Source organism: Bacillus cereus group sp. BfR-BA-01355, assembly GCF_022663675.1.
Lineage (GTDB): Bacteria > Bacillota > Bacilli > Bacillales > Bacillaceae_G > Bacillus_A > Bacillus_A thuringiensis_S.
In genome coordinates this window covers 1-24622 of record NZ_JAKUFY010000079.1, presented here as the reverse complement: position 1 = coordinate 24622, position 24622 = coordinate 1, and the positions used below count along the sequence as shown (strand labels likewise).

Here is a 24622-nt window from a genome sequence, read left to right as displayed (position 1 = left end):
AAATTATATCAACAATAAAAAAAGGCTGTTCCAGATGAACAGCCTTTTCTTTATTTACTTGAAATCTCTTTATTGTTTTGAACGTCTAACGGAGCTCGCTTCCCTATTCCAAAAGCATAGAAACTAATTGTAACGATAGCTAAGAAAATAATACCTACAACTAGTGAAATACGAGTATCATCGTTAAACCACATTCCGATTAATACCATAATTAAAAAGGCAATCGTTAAATAGTTTGTTACAGGAGCAAATGGCATTTTGAACGGATGATCTTTCATCTCTGCTCCCTTTTCTTTTCTAAAACGAATTTGACTAATTAAAATGACGAACCATGGTACCATACCAGGAAGTACGCTCGCACTATATACATATACGAATAAATTTTTCGGTGCAATATAGCTTAATACAACACCAACCGCTAAACCGATAATTACGCCAACTGTACCAAATAAAGGTACACCATTTCCAGAAAGTTTTGTGAAATATTTTGGTGCTTGTCCATTTATCCCTAACGTATAAAGCATACGTCCAGCACTATAAATACCACTATTACAACCAGACATTGCCGCTGTAATTACAACGAAGTTAATAAGTCCAGCTGCTGCCGTAATACCAACTTTCGCAAAAGTCGCTACGAACGGGCTACCAATTGTACTTAATTGATCCCACGGATACACAGTTACAATAACGAAAATAGCACCAATATAGAATATTAAAATACGCCAAATTGTACTTTGAATTGCTCTTGTAAGTGTCTTCTTCGGATTTTTCGCTTCACCAGCAGTAATCCCGATTAATTCCACACCTTGATATGCTCCAACTACAAGTGATAATGCAAAGAAGAATCCTGAAAAACCACCTGTAAAGAAACCGCCATTTGACCAAAGATTAGATATACCAATCGCTTCTCCACCGTTACCAATTCCGAAGAAAATAAGACCAAATCCCGCAATAATCATTAATAGAATCGTAACGATTTTAATCATCGCGAACCAAAATTCAAATTCACCAAATGACTTAACAGAAATTAAGTTAGCTGCACCAAGAATGACCATGGCAATTATACCTGGTATCCAAGCTGGTAAATCCGGGAACCAATATTGCATATACGCTCCAACCGCGATAATTTCTGACATCCCAACGATAACCCACTGGAACCAGTTACTCCACGCTGTCATATAACCAGCTAGCGGATGAATATACTTATGACCGAATGTCGCAAATGAGCCTGTACTTGGCTCCATATACAACATTTCTCCCATGGCACGCATAATGAAGAAGATAAAAATACCTGCAATTGCATAAGCAAGCATTACTGACGGACCTGTCCATTTAATTGTGCTGGCTGACCCCATAAATAAACCAACACCAATTGTTCCGCCTAAAGCAATCATTTGAATATGACGTGCTTCTAAACCTCTTTTCAATTCTTTGTTTGCCACTTCACTTCCCCCTCTTAGATGATTCATAGCCGCATTTTAAAACAAGATGCTTTCCCCTAATTCCTTTCGGCCCTGAAAATGATGAAGCAAACGTCATTTTACACTAGCTTTAAAGCTATCCTAAAATCGTTTTGTGCTCCTAATAAAATTCTCAAAACCTTCATCTTCCAATATTCTATAAATCTTAAAATTACTTACCTTATATTAATTCATTAATCTGAAAAATTCAATTATTTTTTCAATAAATTATTATACATAAGCCTGCTTAATTTTTAACTAAATTAACAATAAAATACATCTATTCAATATGATTCCGGTATGAATATTATTACAATATAAATAACCAAGGATGGCATTTCTTCCTCGGTTTCACATCTCATGTACTTCAATCTTCATAGTTGATAACGTGATTTCCCAAACGTTAGATTCATATACCAATCAGAAATTTAATATATTAATAAATTACTAACTTCTTTAGTCCAGTCCAATTTTGAGGCATAAAATATAAAAGAGTCTCATTTTTAATGAGACCCTTTTACCATTTCATATTTAAATTGCTTTTGAAGTTTGTTTACCTAAAATAAACACTTTAGTAAACACCATCATAATAACTACAATAACCAGAAAATAAAGTGGCATCACCAGTAACGAGCCTGTATGCAGCTGACTCATTCCCAAAATTGTCACCGTTACAATTATATAGTACCCTAAGCTAAACAATGCACCAGCTGTACCAATAACATCTTGAAAATCTACTAATGCTAAACTTAAACAATTAGGTAACGCTACTCCAATTCCTAATAGCAATATAAACATCGCTACTAAAAATCCAATCATATATATTATATTTGGATTTGATCCAACTGAAGTAATAATAGATAAAACGACTGCTCCACCTGTCATTACAAGACAACCGATATATATAATTTTCTCTGGCTTATAAGTAACCAGTAAACGTTTTGAAACTTTCGCTCCAACAATAGAAGCAGACGCAACAACAATTCCTAAAAATCCATACGTACTGGGTGATAACTGAAAGTATTCGATAAAGATAAACGGTGCTTCTGCATAATAGCTAAATAAAACACCATTTGCTCCTCCAATTAATAGCCCATATGTTACTACTTTCGGATTTGTAATTAATCTTTTCAATACTGAAAAGACATTGATTTTATTTGTCACTGAGTCTGTTTTTGTTTCTGGAAGAGAAACAAACGTATACAGAAAAATCCCGACACTCATAACAACTAAACTTAAAAATACTATTTTAAATCCAAACATTTGATCAAGAAAGCCCCCAACTAGCGGGCCTATCGCTGGTGTAAAAGCAATGACTGCCGAAATTTGAGCAAACATAACATGGCGTTTATGCCCATCTACACTTTCCCGAAGAATCGTTTGTGTAACCACGGATCCTGCACTTGCTCCAAACGCTTGAATAAAACGACTTAGCAATAAAACTTCAATGGAATTTGCAATAAAGCACAAGAAACTCCCAACGCCATATACGACAATTCCAAGTAACATCGCCCGGCGACGACCAATTATATCTGATAACCAACCAATAAAAAATACACCTAACGCAAATCCAGCAAAATACACACTAAGTGTTAACTGCACCTCATTATTACTTACCTGTAATGCCTTTGAAATGTCTGGTAAAGATGGTGTGTAAATCGTTTCACTAATTTGCGGAAATGCGACAAGAACAATCATTAACAAAAGTGATGGTACCGAGACTTTTTTCATTTTTCATACCCTCCTATAACTTTGAAAATCTCAGAAGTAAAAAGACTTTCCTAAGCTATGGAACAGGAGGGGCCATTATAGAAATCCGGTCATAAAACAACAAAGAAAACACCTCAATTACGTATGTTAATACTTATAGGAGGGTAATATTAACATTGATTTTAAAACATACTTTTTCAATTATATTACATATTACTTTTATTTTTCTAGTATTAACGTTCAAATGTTCTTTTTATATTAGTGAACAACTAATACACCCCATAGAAGATAACAACTTGATATAACCACCTTATTATGGAATAATTAGAAATAGTTTGAATTTATAAACCTAATTATAAAATGATAGACCGATATATTCCTAATATCATAACGCTGAACAAGTAGGAGGACTTTCGTAATGATTGAAATTTTAAGGACAGTAGTAAACTTTCTAATTTCTCTATTCTCAGGAGAATTACCATTTGTATATTATGTATGGATTATTACCCTATTCCTAATTCAAATAATCCAATCCACTCTGAACTACAAACTCTTTAACAAGAAAGAGAATTTCAGCACTTATATATCAGAAGGATTACTTGCTTTTATTATTTTATTGTTTGGAGGAATATTAGTATCTAAGTTACTTGCTTACATAATAGAAGACCCTACTATTAGTATGACGAATTTAACACATTATTTTGTTTCTCTTATCATATTAACTATATTTGTCGTAATAACCTGTGTTAAAGACTTTATAGAGACATCTATAAAGAATAAAAATATATCTCTTTTTAGCTTTTTAGTAATTTCCTTAATAACAAGTATACTTTCATTCAAGTTTTTATCACCTTTCATTGAAGGTTCTTTTTCTCTTTCTAAATCTTTTATAACTACTTTAATCATTCTAGTAACTGTATCCATTCCTCTATTAATTTCTTTAGAGGAAAAATATGCAGATGAAAAGGAAACGGAAAATTTATAGCTTCTCATTTATATAAAAGAAAGAGGGAGCTCCCCTCTTTCTTTTATATTGTTCTATTTCACAAGACTAAATCATTCCTTTTAATATCAATCCTAAAACTGACATTATTATCGTACTAATAATAATTCGCAAAATCCAAGTTGTGTTTGTACTTATTTTTTCTAATTGCTTATTGATTGTTGCTATGTCTTTCTCATTAATAGTGGTACGCGTTTCTAAATTTCGAATGTCTCGCATAATTTCTTTTTGCTCCGCCTTGAGACTGTCAATTTTAGCGTAAACATCTTCCATATATTCACACCCTCTGTTCATCTTAATAGAAAAATCTATATATATTATGAGACAACCCTCTTACCTGTGAATACATTCCGTATATCCGCGTACCAAATTATTTGTACATTTTAATTGAATTACTCACATGTTTCCATTCTTCTATTTATAAATTAGCGTTAAGATACGTTCAAATTAGAAAAAGTATCCCTTGTTTATTTAACAACAAACAATGTGCAATCCAACATTCGGGAGCACCTACGATAATTTCTATTATTTTCATATTTACAACTCAATATAATCAGTATGATTTTCTGAAGAATCCACTTTTTGAACTGCTTAAAGTATACTAATATGAATACGAAATAGCTGTATTGATAAACTCTCTAGAACAATAAATATACTGGCTGAAACGGATCTAAATCCGATATTTTTCCCAGTAACATTAATGGTTATTTCTGACAAATGCATTTGTATATCATTGTTTTCAAAAATTTCATCCTCAACCTTTACAATATCTGCTTCACAATCTACTTCTTTAAAAGTTTTCAATAATTTTGTTTCCAATAAACTACAATCAAAGTTCTCATCTTTTATTACGGCAAATTTAACCTTCATATCCATTTCCCCATTTTAAAAAAACTAAAATCACTAAATCAATATAAATATATATTATTCTATTAAATAATTCAAAATATACGCTTCTCACATACATTATTAAAAATCAATTCTAAAGAATTAAATGCAAAAAGTAATTTAGTATTAGGCGTTCCACTAATCTTTGGTATAATTCGTCTCTTAATTATTTTGCTCATTGCGCTTTTTTATTTCCCTCCCTATTTCAACTGAACTTTGTGTAATAATGCATATTTCAAATACATTATTTCCTTGCACTCATACTTTTATCATTGAGTTTTTATTCACAAATTCGTAACACATATATATGAGTTATCATGCTAAAATTAGTTTATTCACAAGAAGAAGTTATTCTTAATAAATCAATAATTTTTAATACCCTGTTTAAAGCCTTGCCCCCCTGCAAGGCTTTTTCCTATTTAACTAGCATAGTATTTTTCGTTATGCATCTCTCCCCTTTGTTCCTTACCCTACAAATAATACTGAATGTTTATTTTAATTTTTCAGCATCGGCACTCGCTCTTTTCGAGAGCTCTTTACCAAATATTCAATCTAATGATAAAATTGACCAAATTAATATTTTCATCCATCACTGTATCAAAAAGTACAATAAAGTAAAACTTTAATCAGTGGGGGTTTTGTTCATCCCTCACTGATTATTAGCCCTCACCAATCGGGCTTTTACGATTAAGTAAACGCGAGCTTTTTCTTCTATCTACTTACTATTTAAGGTTGATAGTTTAATAACAAAATTTAAAAATTCGACTTAAATTCATTGATGAATGGAGAGGTTTATATGAAATTAAAAGACAAAGTAGCAATCATAACTGGTGGTGCAAGTGGAATTGGCGAATCTACTGTTCGTCTTTTTATCGAAGAAGGTGCAAAAGTAGTTATTGCTGACTTTTCTGAACGTGGAAAAGAACTATCAGATGAATTGAATGCACATGGATATAATACGTTATTTATTAAAACTGATGTAACAAAAGAGGCAGATATTAAACAGCTAATTCATGAGACAGTAAGTACATACGGTAAATTAGATATTATGTATGCCAATGCCGGCGTTGCTGATGATGCACCGGCAAATGAATTATCCTATGAAAAATGGAAAAGAACTATTGATATTAATTTGTCTGGGGTATTCCTTTCTAATAAATATTCGATTGAACAATTCCTTAAACAAGGTACAGGTGGTGTCATCGTTAACGCTGGTTCGATTCATAGTTTTGTTTCATTACCTACCCCAACAGCATACTCCTCTGCAAAAGGTGGTGTGAAACTATTAACTCAAAATTTATGTACTGCCTACGCTAAATATGGAATACGTATTAATGCGGTGTGCCCCGGTTATATTGACACCCCTTTACTTGGTAGTGTTAATCCTGAACAGAAAGAATATTTAGCTTCACTTCATCCACAAGGCAGACTTGGAACACCAGAAGAAGTCGCTAAAGCTGTCTTATTTTTAGCAAGTGATGATGCTAGTTTTGTTAACGGTACAACACTTCTTGTTGATGGAGGCTATACTGCATGTTAATTTAAAAATTTTGAAGCCCCCTAAGAAATATATAGTCTTCAATAAAAAAAGCGCCATCACAAGTGACGGCGCTTTTCTATATAAGAGCAACTAGAAGGTATCCTTCTAGCCTACTCCCATTTATAAGTCCAAAACTGTTCAAGTTGCAGCCATTTTAATGTTGCTGCATCTTTGTTTTTTATTTTTGCATGCGTGTCTTCAAGCATTGCTTCTGTTTGTGAACGGTGCGCACCTAATGCAGTTAATTTATGATCAAATACTTCACTAATGTTATTTACAACATCCGGTTCTCCTAATACTGCTTCACGATTTTTCGTAATCGCAACAGCATGAATAACTGGGCGCTCTTCTTTTGGCATACGTGATACAGCGCGAACGACAGCGCGGCCAAATGCATTATGATCTGGATGTACACCGTGCTCTGGATAAAATGTAATAATTCGAGATGGATTTACTTCTTGAATGATTGCTTCAATTTTGTCAGCAACGAAATCAACATCTTCAAATTCTAACGTTTTATCATGGAAGCCAAGCATTCTTAAATCTTTAATACCCATCGCTTCACAAGCATCTTTCAATTCTTTCTTACGGATATGTGGAATCGTTTCACGGTTAGCGAATACGTTCTTACCCATGTTACGTCCCATTTGTCCTAGAGTACCACATGCATATGTTACAGGTACTCCTTGATCTGTTAATAAGCGAATTGTTCCTCCCGCAGCATATGCTTCATCATCTGGATGCGGAAATACAACAAGTACATGTCTCTCCATAAGTTTCCCTCCTTCTTACTTAAATGGTGTTAAGCTTAACTCAAGTGCAACTGCTAGACGACCTAAATTATCATGTCCAGCTAATAATAAACGCTCTTGATCGTCTACTTCCCAGTGCGTAATACCTTCAGCATATACCCAACCGTGATCCATTTTCAGACCAACTCGGTATGGATTTGTTCCAGTTATCTTCCCGCGTTCAAAACGGATAATCGCATTTCGAATGAAAGCACCAACTGTCATCATCTTTTCATTTATGTGTGATGCATACGCTCCGTTTGTCGTTTCTAAATGAATATATACATCTTTATTTACAAAACGTTCAATTTCATTTTGAATAAGAGAACTATCTTTTACTATTTCCATCGGAATTCACCTCTTTAAACCATTTTACGCAAAAATAATGTAAATTGCTATCTCTATATTAGAGGACAACGCTCACTTTTCCTAATAATTTGCACTGTGTTTTTTATATTTTTTATATGATATGTAAAAAATACATTTTTTCCTTCACTTTGTTAAATAGTTTTCTTTCTTTTTTGAATTTGCTACAATATATTTTATCCCGTATTATTGCAGCGAGATACATTTCGACAATTGAATACATAATTTAAAGAAGGTGACATGATTGGAACAGTCAGCACATGAAGTAGCAAATTGGCAATATTATTTTGCAATTGCCGTATTTTTAATCACGTACGGATTTATTATTTCTGAGAAATTGAATCGTGCTGTAATCGCACTATTCGGTGCTGCTATTATGATTATTTTTGGAGTTGTAGATTTACATACTGCTTTCACATCACATATTCAATGGGAAACGATTACCCTTTTAATTGGGATGATGATTCTCGTACATATTACGAGTCAATCAGGCGTCTTTGAATTTGTGGCCATTAAAGCGGCAAAAGCAGCTGGCGGAAAACCGATTCGCATTTTATTATTACTATCCCTATTAACTGCTGTCGGATCAGCATTTTTGGACAATGTAACGACTGTTTTATTAATCGTTCCTGTTACATTATCCATTACACGTATTTTAAAAGTAAATCCTGTGCCTTATTTGATTTCAGAAGTGCTGTTTTCAAATATAGGCGGAACAGCAACATTAATCGGTGATCCACCTAATATTATGATTGGATCAGCAAACAAGCATTTAGACTTTAACGCCTTTTTACTTAACTTAGCTCCAATCGTAATTATTATTTCTATCGTGACACTTGGCATTATTTACTTCATGTATCGTAACAAACTAAAAACAACACCTGAACAAATCGAAAAACTAATGGCATTAAACGAAAAAGATTACATTAAAGATCAAAGCCTCCTTTTAAAATCTATTTCGATTTTAGGACTAACAATTTTAGGCTTCGTACTTCATTCGATTATTCATGTAGACGCTGCTGTTATCGCGATGACAGGCGCTACACTTCTTATGTTAATCGGCGTGAAAGAACATGATATTGAAGATGTATTTGCCCACGTTGAATGGGTTACCATTTTCTTCTTCGCCGGATTATTTGTTCTCGTTGGCGGGTTAATTGATATCGGACTTATCTCTTCACTTGCAAGAGAAGTAATCGATGTAACAAACGGTGACATCGGATTCGCAGCTATACTTATTTTATGGGTATCTGGCATCGCATCTGCGACAATCGACAACATCCCATTTGTCGCAACGATGATTCCTCTTATTCAAGACTTAGCTACAGGACTCGGACTATCTGTCGATTCTCCGCAAATCGAAGTACTATGGTGGGCGTTATCTCTTGGAGCTTGCTTAGGAGGAAATGGAACACTAATCGGAGCATCTGCAAACGTAGTCGTTGCTGGTATTGCAAAACGTGAAGGACATGGCTTCTCTTATATGGACTTCTTAAAAATTGGTTTACCATTAACTATTGTTGCACTCTTGTTATCACATGCTTATATATATTTACGTTATTTAATGTAAAAGTTGTATTGCATGAAATTATATCGTCAAATACAAAAGGTTTGCAGCATCCGTGCTGCAAACCTTTTTTCATCACCAAAATATACCGATAATTGCTAAACCACCTAAAATCATACCACCAATTTGTCCGACAATTGTTGGTGATAATTGAACACCTTTTCTCACTTCAACAACTGGTCTTTCGTGCCTTAGTTGCTGCACTTCACTTTGAAGTTGGTGCACACTTCCGTGTAACTCTTTAATAAGTTCTTTTAATTCGGCGACCTCTTCATTTACTGGTTTTGCCTTTTCTAAATTCATTTTGCATGACTCCTTATAAATTCAATCAACACACTGTAAATTTTCGCCAATTACCATTATATCTCCTGCATACTACATATATAATTTCGAATGTACTTTCTAACCTTGCAGCTCTATCCATTCATCCCGCAATATCCCCATAATCAGACGGTCAAAACACTTCCCATCTCTTTGAACCGCTTCTCTCATACAGCCTTCCATTTGAAAACCCATCTTTTTATACAATGCAATGGCAGGTTTATTATACGAAATAACATCGAGACCGATGCGGTGTAAATTCAATTCATAGAAAGCATACTTTAGAATAAGATGTATTGCTTCTTTCCCATATCCTTTTCCTCTATCATTCGCATCTCCTATACCAATGGCTAATAAACCTGTTCTGTTATTCCACTCTATACCATGAATCGCCACAAAACCAATTAAGCGATCTTCTTGAACTGTCCTTACCATGAAAGAAACACTATTCGATCTCCGTCCTTTTAATAACTCATCACTTGCTATTTCATTTAAAGATTGCGGGAATGCTACATCTGTATCAACATGTCTTAAATACTCACTATCTTCTTGCCACATAGCCATTACTTCAGCATCTATTTCTCTCATAGCTGATAATTTAATCGTTTTATTTCGAAAAAGATTCATTGTCATTTCAAACTCCCCCTTTTAAATAACGGGGATACTTATTTTAGACTATTTATCCCCTTATTCCATAAACTGTTTCATAAATGGGATACTTACAATAAGCGCTGACATTGGCACATCTCCTCCATATTGAATTAACTTCATTGTATAATTTTTTATTTATTCTAACAATAATAGAAAGGCCCTCCAAATTTAGAGGGCCTTTCCTAATAGCAAAACTATATTATTTCGTAAACATTTTCTCCGCTTCATCCATTGCCATTTTGTTTCCTAAAGCAGAATAGTCCAGCCATGGTTGATCATTGATAATGTATACGTGCTTGCCTTTAACTGCTTTTAAGTCTTTCCAAATTGGCGTTTCTTGAAGTTGTTTAAATGCTGCTTTTGCTTTATCATCTCTATTTACAACAACGAAAATCGCATCTGCATCAAAGTCAGGTAATACTTCTTGTGAAATGACTTCGAAAGGGCGGTTTCCATCAATTTTCTCTACACCATTTGCAGGCTGTAACCCTAAGTCTTGGAATAAAATTGGTCCCATCGGTCTTTTCGTACTAAATACACGCAATTCTTTTGCAGTAACGCGAATTGCCATTACTTTTTCGTTATTACCTAGCTCTTTATCTATTAAACCTTTTACTCGTTTTGATTGCTCTTCGTAATCTTGAATATATTTATCTGCTTCTTTCTCACGGTTTACAAGTTTACCAACTTGTTTTAAATGATCTCTCCACGTACCTTCATCTAAATTGAAAGAATGTGTTTTTGCAATTTTTTCGTATTTCGCTACATCTTTACCAGCATATTTTTCATCAACATAAATGTCAGTTGGCTTTAATTGAAGTAACGCTTCCATATTCGGATCTGTTACAACACCAAGCTTCTTCGTATCTTTCAACTTCTCTTTAGCGTGCGGTAAGAAATCTTTTAAATCTCCCCCAATAACAGAACCTACTGGTGTAATTCCTAATGCAAGTAAATCATTTGTTAAATGAATAGACATTGAAGCAATTTTTGGGTCATTACTTTTTTCCGTTTTTTTCGTTGCCTCTTCATTAGCTTTCGTTTGACCACATGCTGCTAATACTAAAATACACATCATGCTAAATAAAATAGTAAGTTTCTTTTTCATATGTTCTCCTCTTTGAAGTATTTATTTTGTTTTTGTAAGTAAATAAAGAAAATACGGTGCTCCTAAAGCTGCCACTACTACACCAGCTGGAATAGAGTTTGGCTCAAATATAGAACGACCTATCGTATCTGCTAGCACTAAAATAATCATTCCGATAATGCCAGCTAAAGGAAGAAAATGTTGATACGTAGTACCTACTAACTTTCTTGCAATATGCGGAGCAACTAAACCGATAAAACCAATTCCTCCTGCCATCGATACACTCGCGCAAGATAATCCAACCGCTGTAGCTAAAAGTAGTAACCGTTCTTTTTGAACAGAAACACCAAGTCCTGCTGCCACACTATCACCTAGTGACAATGCATTTAACGTTTTAGATTTTAGCCATGCATACGGGGTTAGTATGAAAATCCAAGGTAATAATGCAAGGACATGAATCCAATCCCTTCCCCACACGTTACCAACTAACCATCTGGAAGCGAATGTATATGTCTCATCATTTAACTTGAGAGAGAAAAATAACGAAATCGCACTAAATCCAGCTGAAACAGCAATACCAACGAGAATAAGTCTAATAGGAAGTAAACCTTTTGATCGATCACTCGCAAGTATAATAATTAAAAATGCAGCTAGTATTCCCCCACCAAATGTAAATAACGGTATTAAAATCGATGCATTCTCATTAATAGAATGAAAGAAAGTAACAAATATAATTAGCCCGAAAGATGCACCTGAATGCAATCCTAAAATACCAGGGTCTGCAAGTGCGTTACGTGATAATCCTTGTAAAATCGCACCGGAAATCCCAAGGCCAATACCAGCTAACATTGTGATTATAATTCTTGGCATACGATAATCGTATAGCACGGTTGCACTTTCAAAATCACCATAACCGAAAAGCGTTTGAATTACTTTGAGCGGTGCAATACTAAGTGTCCCTGTATTTAAGCTAAGTAAAATGACAGCGATACCAATACAACCGAATATTGTAGTTACAGTAATGGCTCTTTTTTTATCTGTGTTAATAAGACCCTTCACTTATAGCTCCCTCCCAACTTTACGTGCTATATAGAGGAAGAACGGAACTCCAACAAGAGCTACCATAATTCCTATCGCAAGTTCTTTAGGAGGGTTTACTGCTCTTGCTCCTAGGTCAGCTAAAACTAATAACATAGCACCTAATAATGCTGACATAGGAATAATGAGTCGATAATTAACACCAACTAATTTTCTAGCAATATGCGGAATAACGAGTCCTACAAATCCGATAGAACCAACAGCTGAAACAGATACACCTGCAAGAATGACTACTATAATCATCCCTAGTATTCTCGTTCGGTTCGTTTTCACTCCTAAATTTGTAGCAACATCATCTCCCATTGATATGAGTGAAATAGATCTCCCTAGCATTGTCGCAAAAATAATCGTTATAAGAATAATAGGGACTAAAAATTTCAAGTGTTCCCACTTAACCCCTGCAACACCACCAGCATACCAAAACGCTAAATCTTGGCTTAAATCATAATAAATCGCAACACCTGAACTTAATGAATGTAAAAGCGCTGCCATAACCGCTCCAGCAATCGTTAACCTCATTGGTGTTAATCCGCCTGATGTGGCCGATCCGATAATAAAAATGAGTACTGTACTTAAAACCGCTCCAATAAAAGAGACAATCATTAAATAGGAATATGGCATATGCGGAAAAAAGGCAAAACTAAGTGCTACTACAAACATCGCACCTGCATTTATGCCAAGCACACCTGCATCAGCTAAAGGATTTCGTGTTACTCCTTGCATAACAGCCCCAGCGACCGCAAAAGCTGCTCCTACAACTGCTGCTCCAATTACCCTTGGGAGCCTTAATTCATATATAATTTGGTGCTGCGTTAATTTCGGATTATAATCAAAAACCGCTGTCCATACGGTTTGCAAATGGATATCCTTTGCACCGAATGCAATAGCTAAAAATATAGATCCGATTAAACATAAAATTGATAAGCACATGAAACATATGAACTTAATATGTTTCATGTGCTTATTGCCAGCATATACAGCAGACTTATGTAACATGTTTCATTTCATCCTTTATATTCAGTTGTTTTTTATAATTATTTTTATTTTATAATATTTATTGATAATAATTATCATTTTTATTTAGAAATTATATCCTCACTTTTTTAAAATAGCAAACTATTTTTTTAATTTGTTAAATATTAAAATACTTATTACAATTCCTTTCTAAAACTTACAAATACATGCAAAATAGACTGCTGGTTTATTTTTTAAATTGTAGTATACTTAGTCATTATTTTGATTTTTCTAACAAAAAGGAGATACAATGTTCTATATAAAACAACTATTACATTTCACTTACGAGCAAGCATTATCCTGTTTATTCCCAGTCGTTATTTTCTTAACACTAGCCCTATCAAAAATCATTTCCATCCCAGGGTTATACCGCTATGATTTCATACTCATCGTATGTCTTCTTATGCAGTGGATTATGTATAAGACTGGACTTGAGACGAAAGATGAACTAAAAGTAATTACTGTTTTTCACCTTATCGGGCTTTTACTAGAAATATATAAAGTACATTTCGGTTCATGGAGTTATCCAGAAGAGGCATATTCAAAAGTTTTTGGAGTTCCACTTTACAGTGGCTTTATGTATGCAAGTGTTGCCAGTTACATATGCCAAGCGTGGAGAAGATTACATTTACAAATGTACCATTGGCCGAGGGCTATTTTTGCTATACCGCTAGGCGCTATGATTTACTTTAATTTTTTCACACATCATTTTCTATATGACTTTAGATGGGTATTAACTGTACTTTTATTCATCGTTTTCTTTCGGACATTTGTAGAATTTTCATTACGAGGCGTTACATATAAAATGCCACTCGTTCTCTCCTTTTTCCTTATTGGGTTCTTTATTTGGATTGCAGAGAACATCGCAACATTTTTCGGAGCATGGCAATATCCAAATCAACGGGAAGCGTGGAATCTCGTTCACTTAAGCAAAATTAGTTCATGGTTTTTACTCGTTGTTATTAGCATTATGATTGTTACACAACTCAAACATTTGAAAGAGTCGAAAAAATAATGCTGATTATGTAAAAATATTTAGCCCATCACTCATTAGAAAGTGATGGGCTTTTTTACCTTCCTTATTAAAGTAGTTACATATTATGAGCTACTACTAGCAGAAGATGTTGCTGCAGATGAAGCGGCAATCGTTGCCATCATAGCTGCTTGTTGTGCTTGTATGAGGACTTCTATCATAGTTTGTAAACCTGTGTTGGTAGCTTTACTTTCCTCACCTTTCTGACTTACGAACAGTTGAATAGCAATAAGAATATTCGCATCTGCATGCCAACGGAATAATTTCTCCCCCTGCAGTTTTTCAATCAACGCTTTAATAGCATAAATCTCTTTTTCTCCATCTTCAAGTAACGCTAGTAGCCCGATTGCTGGATAATGCATCTGTTTCACTTTTACCTTTTCTTGTTTTAACAAATTCCATATGTTTGTACATGTTGCAACTAACATTTCTTCACGGACATCCTTCTTTAGTGAAAGAATATGACTTAAAAACTGAAGATCATTCCCTTTACGCAAACCAGCTTTCGCTAGTTTCTGATACAGACGTTCTACACGATCCATAAGTGTTTCTACATTCTCTGATTGTCCTGCTAATAAAACCGCGAGCGGATAATCATTTGTACTTGTAAGAAAGAGGTGATCCTTTTTCATGCGTTTATATACTTGCATCGAACGCTGAATGTGCGCGCCATGCTGTTCATTTTCTTCTGTTAAAAGCACAGCTGCTGCGAGATAAGTAAATATACTCCGGCTAAAGCCACTAGTGACCAATTGTTCATATAAATCTAAAAACGTCCGAAAAGCTTTCTTGTAATCTGTAAAGTGAATATCTAATGTTGCGGCCACTACAAAACGATGATAAGACTTTAAGTATGAAAACATCCCTACCTGATTCTTAATATAACTACTAATTTCTAAAAAACGTTCGAGATTAAACAATTTATCACTACCTGCATACATAGCAGCAATCATCATTCCTGTTCGAGAATCACTCGTTTTCCATTTTAGTTCTCCCTTTAACTGTACATATGTATGTTTATATTGCTCTAACTTTTGCTCTAATGTAATCATAGTATTCACCCCTATTTCTAGTTCTTCTCTATCATTATACTTATATTCCATATTTAGGAATACTACAATTAATAATCACAACCTAAAAAATTATAAAATTCTCTAATCCTTCTTCATCAGCACCACGATGATAATCCCTAATCCTTCAAGAAGTTATACAAAAAAGGTAGATAATAATTTATCTACCTTTTTTGTATATATTATTTAACATTACAACTGTATTGCTTGTTATATGCAATTAAGACTAAAGAGCTTTAATAATACGTTCCATCGCTTTCATTTGCCCAATATGATCAGCTTCATGATAAAGCATCATACCGTAAAGCTCCCCTACTGTTTCCAATCCTAGGAATGGCTCTGGCAGTTTATTTTCAAATGCTTCTGCTGGAATTTCGTTAATACGTTTTGCTTGTTCTTTTAATTGAGCCGTTAATACTTCTAACGATGGTCCTTCTGTTTTCCATTTAGATGGTCGTGATCCATACCCAAACATACCTGGATATTCAGTTGGTAATTGTTTGAATTCTTTTCCAAACATGAAAACTTCTGCTGCTGTTAACACGTGACCGATATGCCAACGAATTGTATTGTTAAAACCCTCTGGCTGCGTATCCGCAGTTTTATCATCTAACGTTTCCATAAATTTAAGTAACGCCCCGCGCGTTATTTCAAATTGTTTTAAACCCACTAGTCTATTCATTTGATCGTTTCCCTTCTTCATGTACAATTTATTATGAACTAAGAATGTTCAACTTATTAACGTTTCACCTTGTTTAATCTATCAGAAACAAATAAGAAATACATCTAATATGCTTATTAAAAATAATAAAAAGGTTCACTCCTCGTAAATATAGAATTACTTACTATGTAAATAAAAGAGGAGTGTACTTGCATGTTACATATTTTAAAACAACAATATAATCTTATTAGCTCTACAAGAGAAACTCTATTTTCGTTTTTGGAAGAAATCCCCGTAGAAACATTACATAGCACAGTTCCTAATTTCGGAAGCGGTAGCATTATAAAGACTCATATTCATGTAGCCGATTGCTACCGATACTGGCTTGGATCATTCGCATTCAAGCAAAAAAGAGCAGATTTTTCATTTGCTAGCGATTACGAAATTGAGCATGCAGATGTGGAAAAAGTCCGTGCTAGATTTAAGTTAGTAGATGAGACTGTACAACGTTTTTTAGATGAATACAATGACCGTTGGCTCGAAAATATAGCAAATGAAGTAAAGTGGCAAAAAGAACCTTGGAGCACAACTCCGCTATGGCTTTTAACTCATACGGAGACTCATGAGTTTCATCATAAAGGACAAATTGTATCGATGGCTAGGTACCTTGGATATACTCCTCCTGATACTGACCTTAGTTAATTCAATGGTTTATGATTACCGAAAAAATTAGAATGAATACAAATCGAGCATGTTTTGAAATCCAATCTAAACATGCTCTTAAAATACTCTACCTTACAATCTCCATATCCTCATCAATACCAAATAGTCTCCGCATAATTATAAGCATCGCTATTCGGAATGGCATGTTTCCCCTGTGCTTGCGCTTTTCTTGGATCCAAGTCATATACCATTGGCGTATAGCATGATGTTTGCCCTTTATTTACAACACCATTTCCTCCAGCACTTCCGCAAGTATATGCCTTTCCATCTGTTTTTCTAACAACCCTTGCATCAGCTTCGTTATTATAAACTGCTGGACGAGTTACAGTAACTTTCGCCCAAGCCGTCTTACACGTCGTGCTAAATTTTAATTCTACATAAGAATTTGAATCTATCCATTTCTTCTCTTTCGTTACTGCGGATTGATCACAACTATTATAATAAGGACTTTTCCCATCATATGAATGATCTTCTGCATATGCTTTATCGCTATTAATCGTGCTAAACATACTAGTTACAACGAGTAAAGATAGCAATAAACATGCACTCGTCTTTTTTAAAAGTTTCATATAATTTCACTCCTTTATTAGTAACGTGCTGTTTTCCCGTAACCGTTATCAGCATCTGCTGTGTATCCGAAATCAGCAGTTAAATCAAATACCATTCCTGTATAAGTGCTCGTTTGACCTGTTTTTATTGTGCCGTTCCCCTGATTAGAAGTAACTGATTTTTGGAATACATCATTTTTGTATTTATTTACAACAGCGTACGCGTACACTCCTCCCGAAACAGCTGGTGCTGGTTGATCTAACACAAACTTAGCCCATGCTGCATGACATTTATTACTGTAACGTAAATACACTGTCCCCACTTTTTTACTACCTTCATAAACTGCTGTAGACTTTGCATTAAATCCATCTGCATCACATGTTGTACTTCCCCCGTATACTTTCGTTGTTGCTGGATTTTTCCCGTCATAATAACTACTTAAATCAGTAGCTGCAAATGTACTTCCTTGAAAACTAAATAATACACCTATACTTGCCGCACTTAACACACATACTTTCATTAACTTTTTAAACATTTTAAATTCCCCCTCACAATAAGTACGTATACTAAAGACAAGCTATACTGCTATGTAAGCCCTCCTTTCACTCTTCCTAGAGGCATCTTACAGAAACGAATAAACGTTGTAAATTCCCTGATGATTATTGGAATATACGAAGAATTTTACTTATCCTTGTAAGAAAAAAGTTGAGAAATACACATTTTATAGCATTCTATATTTAAAACATAAAAGAACCGATACTTGTTATATTCAAGCATCGGTTCTTTATACAAAATTGCCATTTTTTCTTTTATATAAAATAAATATTTCTCCACTTAATCCGTTGTAAAAAACTCCCTTGTTACATCAATAAATTGCTGCAGTGGTGCTGTCATCCATTTATCTTTATGCCAAGCAATTTGTGTATAAATCGATGGAATTGCATTTTCTAAATGTAACTCTTTTATTGTCCCTTCTCTTATATCTTTTTCTACTACTATCGCTGGTAGAACAGCTATACCTAAATCTGCAATAACACATTGTTTAATTGCCTCGACACTAACGAACTCAATTTTATTTGCTGGATACACATCTTCTATACGAAATAGTTCTTCAAATAAAGTCCGATACGAGCAGCCTAATTCTGTTAGTAGAAGTGTTTCACTCTCTAAATCTTTTATAGAAACTGAAGGTTGTTCAAGTAAACGATGCGTAGGAGCAGCTGCTACTTTTAATTCTTCTTTCATAAGTGGTTCCACATGTAAAACATCTTCTGTTTTACATTCGTCCAAAATAAATGCAAGATCTACTTTCCCCTCCATCAATTGTTCCTTTGCATCTTTATTGGAATGTGCTGGTTTAAATATAAGTTTTATTTGAGGAAATTGTGCTTTAAACCTCTTTAATATAGAAGGCAGTCTGTATGTACATTGACTTTCTTGTGCACCAATTATTAACGTACCTGCTATTTCCTCATCATCTTTCACGGCCGTCTTTGCTTCTTTACTAAGTGCGATTATTTTGTCCGCATATAGTTGAAACTTTCTTCCTGCTTCAGTTAAGAAAAGGCGTTTTCCTAATCTTTCAAATAACGGTGTACCAAGCTCAGCTTCTAACGTTTTAATTTGTGCCGTTACGCTTGATTGGGCAAAATTTAATTTCTTTGCAGTTTGTGTAAAATTCAAAGTGTCTGCTGCTACTTTAAATGTAATTAATTGTTTTATCTCCATTTATCATCCCTCTTTTCAATCGATATTTCCGATTGATTTCATCAAAATAATCCTCTTTGCCTATTGATATTTGTATTGTATGATAAAGAGTATCGACAAACAATACAAATGGAGGGATTCCATATGAAAGCACTTTGTTTCGAACAGTTTGGAAATCCAGATGTACTACAATATAAAGAAATACATGATCCAATCATAAATCCAAATGAAATTCTAGTCCGCACGAAAGCAATCGGATTAAACTTCGCTGATATTTATAGACGCCGCGGCGATTATCATCTTGCTGGCAATCCGCCTTATGTATTAGGTTATGAAGGAGCTGGAATTGTTGAAAAAGTAGGAGCTGACGTTACTACTATCAACCTAGGAGACCGTATTGCATTTGCGGACGTCCCATTTGCAAATGCAGAACTAGTTGCCGTTCCATCTGAAAAAGTAATCCCACTACCAGATTCTATTTCTTTTGAAACAGCCGCTTCTGTCTTATTACAAGGATTAACTGCACATTATTTAACGCAAGATAGCTATCAACTAAAACAAAGTGATATAGCTTTAGTACACGCTGCAGCTGGTGGCGTCGGTCAACTTCTTGTTCAAATGATTAAACTATATGGCGGAAAAGTAATTGGTTTAACGTCATCAAAAGAGAAAGCAAAGATAGCTACATTAGCTGGTGCCGATCACGTATTTTTATATAACGAAGAATGGCATACGAAAGTACTTGAAATGACTAATGGAACTGGAGTAAATGTTGTATATGAATCAGTAGGTTCTACATTAGAGGACAGTTTTAACGCTACTAAAATTGGCGGTACTGTCGTATTTTACGGAATGGCTGGTGGTAATCCTGCGCCAGTTGATCCACGTATGCTTATGGATACTTCAAAAACTTTAACTGGCGGAGACCTTTGGAACGTTCTTACCACTTATGAAGAACGTAAAAAACGATCTACTCAATTATTCGATTGGATCGCAACTGGCAAATTAAACATTGAGTGCCCTACTACATTCTCCTTACAAGATGGTGCTCTTGCACATAAATTATTAGAGAGCAGAAAAAGTACAGGGAAGATTTTATTAATTCCATAATCGTTCCAATAAGAAAAGGAAGCTAGATTTCTCTACCTTCCTTTTCTTATATCTCTTGGAGATTTAATTATATTTCCACACTTTCTTTCCCTTTTGCAACATAACTCATATCTCCAACCGACTCGACTGTATATGTTCCATCTTGGTATACAATCTTCGTCACACTAGCATTTTCCACCCCAAGTTTTGTTTTGCTACTGTCTAACATTTCTATTAAGGTAGTAATCAAAAGCCCATGAACGACAACTAAAACGTTACCGCCACCATTTCCAGCAGCTTCTTCACTAATTTTATCTATCTCAGCTTTTATACGAGTAGAAAATAATTCCCAATCTTCCGCCTGTTTTGTAGGATCTGCTACTCTAATAAGATTAATCACTTCTTGAATAGAAAACTTCATAAGTTCTTCTGGTGATGGAACGCCTGCAGCTTTTCCAACCACATCCCACATATTCTCAAGTTTTTCACCTTCAAAAATACCGAAATTTAATTCTCGCAAATCTTTTCTTTGCTCAAGTTTTAATTTTGATTGCTCACTATATTTTAATACTAAATTAGCAGTTTCAATCGCTCGGCCACTATCACTACTATACGCATTCATAAAATGAATATCTTTTAATCCTGTTCCTAAATTTGTGGCAACTTCAACACCTTTTTCTACTAATGGAGAATCAGCCCAACCTTGCGCGCGATGATTCGTATTTAATATTGTTTTACCGTGTCTTGTAACATATAACGTAACTGCATTCTCATTGCTATCTGTTTCTCGCTTATTCATTCTATTCTCTCCCTTTACGTTTCTATCTCAATTTTACCACCTCAATTATTCATTGAGCAAAATATACGTCAGTAGATCCGCTTAATAAAAAAAGCTATCTTTCTGTATATCCATACAAAAAGATAGCATCTTTTATGATTACATTTCTTAACCGTTACTCCTACTCAGCAAAAGCACTCGAATACTGAACAACTCCTTCTACACCTTGGAGAGCGTTCTCTCTTAGCTCCATCGCCATAAACACTTCTTCAGGCACTTCAAACGGTGCTTTTACATTCCACTCACTTGCTTTCTTAAAACCAAATTTCGGGTAGTACTCTGGATGTCCTAATACTACAACTGATCCGTATCCAAGTTCTTTCGCTTTTTCTAAAGCAGCCGTAATCAGTTTTCCGCCAATTCCTTTCTTCTGATGGCCCCTAGCAACTGAAACTGGCGCAAGTGCTAACGATTCTACAGAAGTTCCATCTTGTTCTATTGTAATTTTCGATAACATAATGTGACCAACTATATCTTCATCTACCGCAACAATTGATAACTCCGGAACAAACGCGTCACATTCTCTAATACGTTTTACAAGTTCATGTTCTGTTTTATCACTAAATTCTTCAAGTAAAAATGCTTCTTTTACGACTTCTTCTGTTTTTCTATAATCATTTTTTTGTTCTTGTCTAATCGTTACCATTTTAACTTATCCTCTATTCTTTCTTATTTCTTTTTGAATTTTACGCAGTGCTTTTTTCGATCCGCGCTCAATATCGTGTTGCATTTTTCTTTCTTTATAATCAACAAATAGTGTATTTAAATCGTATCCTTCTGGATATAACTCCTTCGCTGCTACTTCTAAAGTAATACGTTTTACATTTACTTCAACGAATTCACCGTTATAATATACAACAACGTTATAAAAATTATCTTTTTCCTTATAGATGATACCAAAATCATCATAATCCAATAAATTCACACGATCGCCGATTTTGTACTCATAATGAGATTCTCTTTTTTCTTGTACAAATTTCGGTTTTCTAATTTTACTTTCATTCACTTTTTCTAAAGCGTACTCTTTATTTCCCATGTACTCTTTCGCTCTTTTCAGTACATGTTCTTTTACGCTCATTTTATTCGCAATCCAAAGTGCATTACTTTCCCCTGATTTTCCGATAACTAATTTATAAAGCGGCTCTAACGTTTCACTATTAAATTGCATCGCTGCATTCATAAAGTCATCGTGCATTTCTGAGAATCGTTTAATTTCTCCGTAATGCGTACTCGCAACGGTAATACATCCCGCAAGGTACAATTCTTCTAAAATAGAAATTGCAAGTGCTGCACCTTCATTCGGTTCTGTACCGCTCCCTATTTCATCAAATAATAGCAACGTATTATTATTTGACATCCTCATAATCTCAGAAAGATTTTTCATATGAGACGAAAATGTACTTAATGCATTTTCAATACTTTGATTATCACCAATATCTACGAATACATTTTCGAAAATAGCGATTTCTGTACCTCTATCTCCTGCAATATGAAGGCCTGACATTGTAGCTAATGTTAACAATCCAATCGTTTTTAACACAATTGTCTTTCCGCCCGCATTCGGCCCTGTAATAATTAAACTACGATACTCTTGACCAATTTTAAAATGTAACGGTACAACTTGCCCTGTTAAAAGCGGATGCTTACAATTCACTAAATGAATGTAGCCATGATCATTTAACTTCGGCTCTATTCCATCAATCGATTTACTAAACTTTGCCTTCGCAAATACCATATCATACTGACTAATTAGCTCCATGTTAATCTTTATACTATAAATGTTTTCTAACACCATTCCTGATAAAGTCGCTAAAATCTGATACTCTTCAACCGCTTCTTCTGCTTTCAAACCTGCTAATTCTGCATTCAATTTCGTAACCGTATGCGGTTCTATAAATACAGTAGAGCCTTTTGCCGAGGCTTCAATAATACTTCCAGCAACTTGATTTTTATAGGAAGATTTAATTGGAATCGTATAACGGTCATCCTTTTTACTAATAAAGAATTCCTGAATGAATTTCTTATTTGCACTACTATTTAAAAATTTCATTAAACGTTCTTTTATTTTCCCATCTACAGAATCAATATTATTTCGAATTCGCTTTAACTCTTTACTTGCAGCTACATCAATACTATTTCCTTTAATTGAAAAGTTAATTTCCTCTTCAATACTTTTATATTCAGTCATTGAATTTGCATAAGAAGCTAATACTGGTGCAAAAAATTCTTTATCTAACATAAACTTTTTAATCTTTCTACATCCACGTAAAAAGTCTGAAACACTTACTAATTCTTCTGGATCTAAAATCATCCCTTTTTCTAATTTTTGAATTGTACTAGCAATATTAGAAATGCCGAAGAAAGGAACATGCCCCTCTGCATCTAATATAGCTCGTGCTTCTGTCGTTTCATTCAAGCGATTTCTCACTACTTTTAGACTCGTACTCGGCTCTAATTTGTTTAATAATTCCTTACCTAATCCACTTACACAATAAGATTTCACTATATCCTTTAATTCGTTATATTGTAACTTTTCAAAAGTCATCGTATTCATTTTGTTTCTCCTCACTATGATTGATTTTTATCATAAATGAAGATACCTACTCATTAGATTCCAATGAGTTCTACATTATTAAATTACCATTTTTATACATTAAAAATATATACAAAAAAGCTGCGGGGATACCGCAGCTTTTACATTTACAAGGCATGTGTAATAACATATGAGGAAATAAGCCATAAAAAAATAGATGGCAGTCCCTTATTACACGCTTTATAAAGTATTGTAGGTATCTTCATAGGTATCGAAATAAATCCATGACAAAGTTAGGGGTATGGTATACATAAAAATCCCCTGTTCTTATCTGACTTATTTCATTAAATTTTTCCTATTTAGTACCTACCGCACTCACAAAAAGCACCTCTCATTAATTTATATTATAGTCATTGAAATCTAATTTATTGAAATCATCATACTATATGTTACGTGAGAAGTAAAGGTGTCATACTTAAGTAGTACGTAACTGTACGCTTCAATATCACTTAAACTAGACCTATATTTGCTGAGGAAAAATTATAGAAGCGGCTCCGCTATTGCGAATGTCATTTACTTCCTCTAATACATTTAATAATTATGACAAGCAATGATAGGAGGTTTACTATATGAATGAAGAATATAATACTTTACATGGACCTGCTCTGGAACCAAATTTAATCGGTCCCACACTACCATCAATTCCACCATTTACTTTCCCTACTGGACCTACTGGAATCACAGGCCCTACCGGTGCGACAGGTTTTACTGGAATCGGAATAACTGGTCCCACCGGGGTTACAGGTCCTACCGGAATCGGAATAACTGGCCCCACTGGGGTTACAGGTCCTGCCGGTATCGGAATAACTGGTCCCACTGGGGTTACAGGCCCTACCGGAATTGGAATAACTGGTCCCACTGGC

At 34.5% G+C, this 24622-nt stretch carries 26 protein-coding genes; 7 read left to right on the top strand and 19 right to left on the bottom strand.

Annotated features, from left to right (window positions below):
- Nucleotides 1-50: 50 nt before the first annotated feature.
- Nucleotides 51-1442, bottom strand: a complete 1392-nt coding sequence (locus MR167_RS22020) for an amino acid permease (protein ID WP_001284408.1) — start codon at nucleotides 1440-1442, stop codon at nucleotides 51-53.
- A gap of 549 nt (nucleotides 1443-1991) precedes the next feature.
- On the bottom strand, nucleotides 1992-3191 hold the full coding sequence (locus MR167_RS22015; RefSeq protein ID WP_000758019.1) for a multidrug effflux MFS transporter: 1200 nt from the start codon (nucleotides 3189-3191) through the stop codon (nucleotides 1992-1994).
- 397 nt (nucleotides 3192-3588) lie between these two features.
- On the opposite strand from MR167_RS22015, the gene MR167_RS22010 reads away from it, so the two are divergent.
- On the top strand, nucleotides 3589-4155 hold the full coding sequence (locus MR167_RS22010) for a DUF5823 family protein (RefSeq protein WP_106103745.1): 567 nt from the start codon (nucleotides 3589-3591) through the stop codon (nucleotides 4153-4155).
- 66 nt (nucleotides 4156-4221) lie between these two features.
- Here the strand turns inward: MR167_RS22010 and MR167_RS22005 are convergent, their stop codons facing one another.
- Both MR167_RS22005 and MR167_RS22000 read right to left on the bottom strand, forming a co-directional pair.
- A complete protein-coding gene (locus MR167_RS22005) occupies nucleotides 4222-4446 on the bottom strand; it encodes a hemolysin XhlA family protein (protein ID WP_000390464.1) in 225 nt (74 codons plus the stop codon).
- Between the two features lie 318 nt (nucleotides 4447-4764).
- Nucleotides 4765-5043 (bottom strand): hypothetical protein, encoded by a 279-nt coding sequence (locus MR167_RS22000; protein ID WP_000865002.1) that lies wholly within the window; start codon nucleotides 5041-5043, stop codon nucleotides 4765-4767.
- An 814-nt stretch (nucleotides 5044-5857) separates the two neighbouring features.
- On the opposite strand from MR167_RS22000, the gene MR167_RS21995 reads away from it, so the two are divergent.
- Nucleotides 5858-6601 carry an SDR family NAD(P)-dependent oxidoreductase gene (locus MR167_RS21995; protein WP_000768019.1) on the top strand — a complete coding sequence of 248 codons (744 nt, stop codon included), beginning with the start codon at nucleotides 5858-5860 and terminating at the stop codon, nucleotides 6599-6601.
- Between the two features lie 110 nt (nucleotides 6602-6711).
- Here the strand turns inward: MR167_RS21995 and bshB2 are convergent, their stop codons facing one another.
- Nucleotides 6712-7374 (bottom strand): bacillithiol biosynthesis deacetylase BshB2, encoded by a 663-nt coding sequence (gene bshB2 / locus MR167_RS21990; protein WP_000439483.1) that lies wholly within the window; start codon nucleotides 7372-7374, stop codon nucleotides 6712-6714.
- 15 nt (nucleotides 7375-7389) lie between these two features.
- Complete coding sequence (locus MR167_RS21985; RefSeq protein ID WP_000407045.1) at nucleotides 7390-7740, bottom strand: YojF family protein; 351 nt, start codon at nucleotides 7738-7740, stop codon at nucleotides 7390-7392.
- Nucleotides 7741-8002: 262 nt separating this feature from the next.
- Here MR167_RS21985 and MR167_RS21980 point away from each other — a divergent pair, with 262 nt between their 5' ends.
- Nucleotides 8003-9328: an ArsB/NhaD family transporter gene (locus MR167_RS21980; protein ID WP_000437992.1), complete on the top strand. Its 1326-nt coding sequence runs from the start codon at nucleotides 8003-8005 to the stop codon at nucleotides 9326-9328.
- Nucleotides 9329-9400: 72 nt separating this feature from the next.
- Here MR167_RS21980 and MR167_RS21975 read toward each other — a convergent pair whose 3' ends face one another.
- From MR167_RS21975 to MR167_RS21955, 5 genes are all read right to left on the bottom strand, one after another.
- Nucleotides 9401-9628, bottom strand: a complete 228-nt coding sequence (locus MR167_RS21975; protein ID WP_001047304.1) for a coiled-coil domain-containing protein — start codon at nucleotides 9626-9628, stop codon at nucleotides 9401-9403.
- Nucleotides 9629-9727: 99 nt separating this feature from the next.
- Nucleotides 9728-10279: a GNAT family N-acetyltransferase gene (locus tag MR167_RS21970; protein ID WP_000178503.1), complete on the bottom strand. Its 552-nt coding sequence runs from the start codon at nucleotides 10277-10279 to the stop codon at nucleotides 9728-9730.
- A gap of 217 nt (nucleotides 10280-10496) precedes the next feature.
- A complete protein-coding gene (locus MR167_RS21965) occupies nucleotides 10497-11405 on the bottom strand; it encodes an iron-hydroxamate ABC transporter substrate-binding protein (RefSeq protein WP_000728216.1) in 909 nt (302 codons plus the stop codon).
- Nucleotides 11406-11426: 21 nt separating this feature from the next.
- Complete coding sequence (locus MR167_RS21960) at nucleotides 11427-12443, bottom strand: FecCD family ABC transporter permease (RefSeq protein ID WP_000677264.1); 1017 nt, start codon at nucleotides 12441-12443, stop codon at nucleotides 11427-11429.
- Nucleotides 12444-13478 (bottom strand): FecCD family ABC transporter permease, encoded by a 1035-nt coding sequence (locus tag MR167_RS21955; protein ID WP_000902700.1) that lies wholly within the window; start codon nucleotides 13476-13478, stop codon nucleotides 12444-12446.
- A 268-nt stretch (nucleotides 13479-13746) separates the two neighbouring features.
- Between MR167_RS21955 and MR167_RS21950 the strand changes: the two genes are divergently transcribed.
- The gene (locus MR167_RS21950; RefSeq protein WP_000499382.1) at nucleotides 13747-14511 is read left to right on the top strand and encodes a DUF817 domain-containing protein; all 765 of its coding nucleotides are present in this window, start codon (nucleotides 13747-13749) and stop codon (nucleotides 14509-14511) included.
- 83 nt (nucleotides 14512-14594) lie between these two features.
- Here MR167_RS21950 and MR167_RS21945 read toward each other — a convergent pair whose 3' ends face one another.
- Nucleotides 14595-15632, bottom strand: coding sequence for a DUF4003 domain-containing protein (locus tag MR167_RS21945; protein WP_003309751.1), 1038 nt, complete (start codon nucleotides 15630-15632; stop codon nucleotides 14595-14597).
- A 193-nt stretch (nucleotides 15633-15825) separates the two neighbouring features.
- Complete coding sequence (locus MR167_RS21940) at nucleotides 15826-16302, bottom strand: DinB family protein (protein ID WP_003279300.1); 477 nt, start codon at nucleotides 16300-16302, stop codon at nucleotides 15826-15828.
- 171 nt (nucleotides 16303-16473) lie between these two features.
- Here MR167_RS21940 and MR167_RS21935 point away from each other — a divergent pair, with 171 nt between their 5' ends.
- Nucleotides 16474-16962, top strand: a complete 489-nt coding sequence (locus MR167_RS21935; protein WP_000902413.1) for a DinB family protein — start codon at nucleotides 16474-16476, stop codon at nucleotides 16960-16962.
- Nucleotides 16963-17075: 113 nt separating this feature from the next.
- Here MR167_RS21935 and MR167_RS21930 read toward each other — a convergent pair whose 3' ends face one another.
- From MR167_RS21930 to MR167_RS21920, 3 genes are all read right to left on the bottom strand, one after another.
- A complete protein-coding gene (locus tag MR167_RS21930) occupies nucleotides 17076-17552 on the bottom strand; it encodes a DUF2690 domain-containing protein (RefSeq protein ID WP_000771161.1) in 477 nt (158 codons plus the stop codon).
- 17 nt (nucleotides 17553-17569) lie between these two features.
- A complete protein-coding gene (locus tag MR167_RS21925) occupies nucleotides 17570-18067 on the bottom strand; it encodes a DUF2690 domain-containing protein (protein WP_242315459.1) in 498 nt (165 codons plus the stop codon).
- 299 nt (nucleotides 18068-18366) lie between these two features.
- On the bottom strand, nucleotides 18367-19260 hold the full coding sequence (locus MR167_RS21920; protein WP_242315458.1) for a LysR family transcriptional regulator: 894 nt from the start codon (nucleotides 19258-19260) through the stop codon (nucleotides 18367-18369).
- Between the two features lie 123 nt (nucleotides 19261-19383).
- Here MR167_RS21920 and MR167_RS21915 point away from each other — a divergent pair, with 123 nt between their 5' ends.
- Nucleotides 19384-20349 (top strand): quinone oxidoreductase family protein, encoded by a 966-nt coding sequence (locus MR167_RS21915; RefSeq protein WP_000645236.1) that lies wholly within the window; start codon nucleotides 19384-19386, stop codon nucleotides 20347-20349.
- 67 nt (nucleotides 20350-20416) lie between these two features.
- Here the strand turns inward: MR167_RS21915 and MR167_RS21910 are convergent, their stop codons facing one another.
- The 3 genes from MR167_RS21910 to MR167_RS21900 form a co-directional block, all read right to left on the bottom strand.
- On the bottom strand, nucleotides 20417-21127 hold the full coding sequence (locus MR167_RS21910; protein ID WP_001042048.1) for a histidine phosphatase family protein: 711 nt from the start codon (nucleotides 21125-21127) through the stop codon (nucleotides 20417-20419).
- Nucleotides 21128-21287: 160 nt separating this feature from the next.
- Nucleotides 21288-21812 (bottom strand): GNAT family N-acetyltransferase, encoded by a 525-nt coding sequence (locus MR167_RS21905; protein ID WP_000256473.1) that lies wholly within the window; start codon nucleotides 21810-21812, stop codon nucleotides 21288-21290.
- Nucleotides 21813-21818: 6 nt separating this feature from the next.
- On the bottom strand, nucleotides 21819-23720 hold the full coding sequence (locus tag MR167_RS21900) for an endonuclease MutS2 (protein ID WP_001095201.1): 1902 nt from the start codon (nucleotides 23718-23720) through the stop codon (nucleotides 21819-21821).
- Nucleotides 23721-24328: 608 nt separating this feature from the next.
- Here MR167_RS21900 and MR167_RS21895 point away from each other — a divergent pair.
- A partial coding sequence (locus MR167_RS21895) for an exosporium leader peptide-containing protein (protein WP_242315457.1) occupies nucleotides 24329-24622 on the top strand: 294 nt, incomplete at its 3' end.